At 75.0% G+C, this 3,328-nt stretch carries 3 protein-coding genes; all 3 read right to left on the bottom strand.

What is annotated here, in order from left to right:
• On the bottom strand, positions 1-1,362 hold a 1,362-nt coding region (locus GKQ77_RS30345; protein ID WP_308117829.1), incomplete at its 3' end, for an acyclic terpene utilization AtuA family protein.
• Positions 1,359-2,183 (bottom strand): TIGR03084 family metal-binding protein, encoded by an 825-nt coding sequence (locus GKQ77_RS30340; protein ID WP_219692328.1) that lies wholly within the window; start codon positions 2,181-2,183, stop codon positions 1,359-1,361. The genes GKQ77_RS30340 and GKQ77_RS30345, both read right to left, overlap by 4 nt.
• Before the next feature lie 165 nt (positions 2,184-2,348).
• Entirely contained in the window at positions 2,349-3,101 is a 753-nt protein-coding gene (locus GKQ77_RS30335) for an FG-GAP repeat domain-containing protein (RefSeq protein WP_219692327.1), read from the bottom strand.
• Positions 3,102-3,328: the final 227 nt, after the last annotated feature.

The raw sequence follows: 3,328 nt of genomic DNA, 5'->3' as shown, positions 1-3,328 counted from the left end.
GGGCACGTCCTCCAGTACGCGGGTGTCGTCGCCAGAGCCGATCTGGCGCCGCTCCCCGTCCGGCAGGACGGCCACGTGGGGGACGCCGGAGCGGTCCACGTACGCCGCCTCGAAGACTCCGTAGGCGGCGCCCTTGCCGGGGGGTGCGGTGACGTGGAAGCCGGGGTAGCTGCCGAGGGCGAGTTCGACGGCGGCGCCGCTGAGGGCGCGGCCCACCGTGTCGGCGTCGGGGTCGCGCACGATGAGCCGCAGCAGGGCGGAGGCGCTTTCCTCGGTGGCGGCGTCGGGGCGGTCGGTGCGGGCCAGCTCCCAACGGAGGGCGGCGGGCCGGGACTCGGCCCGCTCCAGGGCGTCCTCGATCTGGGCGCGGACGAGCGCGGCCTTCGCCTCGACGTCAAGGCCCGTCAGCACGAAGACGACCTCGTTGCGGAAGCCGCCGAGCCGGGTCAGACCGGCCTTGAGGGTGGGCGGCGGGGCCTCGCCTCGTACACCGTCGACGCGTACGCGGTCGGGGCCTTCCTGGGTGAGGGTGACCGTGTCGAGCCGTGCGGTGACGTCCGGGCCCGCGTACCGGGCGCCCTGGGTCTCGTAGAGGAGCTGCGCGGTGACCGTGCCGACGTCGACGACGCCGCCGGTGCCGTCGTGCTTGGTGATGACGGCGGAACCGTCCTGGTGGATCTCCGCGAGCGGGAAGCCGGGGTGGCGCAGGGATGCGGGCTCGTGCTCGGCGAAGAAGGCGTAGTTGCCGCCGGTGGCCTGCGTGCCGCACTCCAGGACGTGCCCGGCGGCGACGGCGCCCGCGAGCCGGTCGTGCTCGGCGGGCCCCCACCCGAAGTGGGCGGCGGCGGGCCCGCTGACCAGGGCGGCGTCGGTCACGCGCCCGGTGACGACCACGTCGGCCCCGGCGTCCAGGCAGGCGGCGATCCCGGCGCCGCCGAGGTAGGCGTGGGCGGTGAGGGCGCCGGGGAAACGCCCTCCGAGGTCGTCGCCCTCGACATGCGCGACCCGCACGGGGACGCCGAGCCGCCCGGCCAGCTCCCGCACGGCCCCGGCGAGCCCGGCCGGGTTGAGCCCCCCGGCGTTGGCGACGACTTTCACGCCTCGCTCGTGGGCGGTGCCGAGGCATTCCTCCAGCTGCCGCAGAAAGGTCCTGGCGTATCCCCGGGACGGGTCCTTCATCCGGTCCCGCCCGAGGATCAGCATGGTCAGCTCGGCGAGATAGTCCCCGGTCAGCACGTCGAGTTCGCCACCGGTCAGCATCTCCCGCATGGCGCTGAACCGGTCGCCGTAGAAGCCGGAGGCGTTGCCTATGCGCAGGGGGCGTATGCGCGGGGGGCCTTTGCGCAGGGACGGCGGGGTCACCGACCTGCTCCCGCACCCGGCTCGCGCCCCGCGCCCGCACCCGGCTCGCGCCCCTCGCCCGGCGGGCCCGCGAAGGCCTGGGCGAGGGAGAGCCAGCGGTCGGCGTCGGGGCCCTCCGCCCGGAGCGCCAGGTCGTTGCGGTGGGCGCGCTGGGTGACCAGGAGGCAGAAGTCGAGCGCCGGGCCCGTGACGCGCTGGGCCGCGTCCTCGGGGCCGTACGCCCACACCTCCCCCGTCACGGGTGACGTCAGCTCGACCCGGAACTCCTCGCCGGGCGCGCCGAGTCCTCGTACGGCGAAGGCGAAGTCCCGAGCCCGTACGCCGATCCGCGCCACGTGCCGCAGCCGGTCCGTCGGCGCCCGCCGCACGCCGAGCGCGTCCGCCACGTCCTGGCCGTGCGCCCACGTCTCCATGAGCCGCGCGCCGGCCATGGAGGGCACGGCCATGGGCGGCCCGTACCAGGGCAGGCGGGTGCCGGCGGGGGCGTCGCGGAGGGCCTGCCACAGGCGGGCGCGGGCCGAGCGCCAGGCGGCGAGCAGTTGGGCGGGCGGCAGCGCGGCCCCCTCCTCGGCGCCCTCGTCCACGAAGGTGCCGGGGGCCGCGGCGGCCTTCTCGATCTCGGCGCCGAACGCCTCCGGGTCGGTCGCGGCGAGCAGCGCGGCCCGGTCGGTCCAGGCGAGGTGCGCGATCTGGTGGGCGACCGTCCAGCCGGGCGCGGGCGTCGCGAGCGCCCAGCGCTCCTCGCCCAACTCCGCGACGAGCCGGTCGAGTTCCTCGCTCTCGCTGCGCAGGTCGTCGAGCACGGGCAGGGCATCGGACACGGAACGCTCCCCTCGGGGCACGGCGGTGTGCCAGGGAGCATGGCAGCGCGCGGAGAAACAAGCAAGCGTGCTTGCATTAATTTTGCCCGGCCCTGTGGCGGGCGCGCGTGCGGCGTGCGTGCGACGGGACGGCGGCCCGAAGGCCGCCGTCGGTCGGGCACCGGCTCAGGCGGTGCAGGCCTGGTAGAACCGCTTCCAGCCGTCGCTCGGCATCGCCGGCGGCTCGGCCGGGGTGCCGTGCTCGCCGTACTTGTACTGCTGCTCGGAGTCGTAGCTCCCCGGGCCGGTGCGCGCCTTCGTCAGGCGCACCTCCCGGTCCCATACGCCGTCACCGGCGTTGTTGAGGATCGCGAGGTCCGGGTACTGGTCGTCGCCGTAGTTGGCGATGCGGAGCTGCTTGACCTCGCGGCTGTCACCGATGTCGAGGTGGCGGGCGTGGGCCGAGGCCAGGTTCGCGCGCTTGAGCGGGCCCGGGCGGTAGTCGGCGACGCGTGCCGTCGCGGGGTCGTCGACGCCGGACGGCTTGACGATGTTGACGACCATGTCCAGCTTGCCGTCCTTCTGGAAGTCGGCGACGGCGGCGGTCGCGACCTCGCCCGGCTTCGCGCCGAGCAGCTTGCCGACGTTCTGCTTGGTGCCGAACGAGCCGTCCGCCGCGCCCCACTGGACGGTCATCCTGGTGCCGGTGTGCCCGGGGTTCGTGATCTTGTCCGGGCGGCCGTCACCGTCGAGATCGCCGACCAGCGTCGTGGCTCCGGCCAGGCAGGGGGCGGGGGCGGCCGCCTTGCCGGACGCCCCCGCGCCGCCCGGGGCCGAAGGGCCGGTCCCGGCCGCACCGGCCTGGTGACCGGCGACGGTCAGCGTCAGGGCGACGGCCGCGATCGGGACGGCGATCAGACGTGAACGCTTGCGAAGCATGTACGGACTCCTCGGGTCGTTGCTGTGGTGCCGTGGTGCCGATGTACGGACACAGCTCGACCATGCGGGGTGATCCATCCCAGAAGCCACGAAACTCCGGCAATCCGGGACACTGGAACGCCACAAGCGGGCCTGACCAGCGGAAACGTATGCCGCCTGGAACGCGGGAGTGGGACGCGCCCGGCCCCCTCAGGCTTTCCCGCCCGCCTCGCCCGCCTCGCCCGCAG

It is taken from the genome of Streptomyces anatolicus (assembly GCF_019400875.1).
In the GTDB taxonomy this organism is placed as follows: Bacteria; Actinomycetota; Actinomycetes; order Streptomycetales; family Streptomycetaceae; genus Streptomyces; species Streptomyces anatolicus.
Note: the sequence above shows the minus strand (reverse complement) of the source record. Positions and strands in the feature narration are given on the sequence as shown.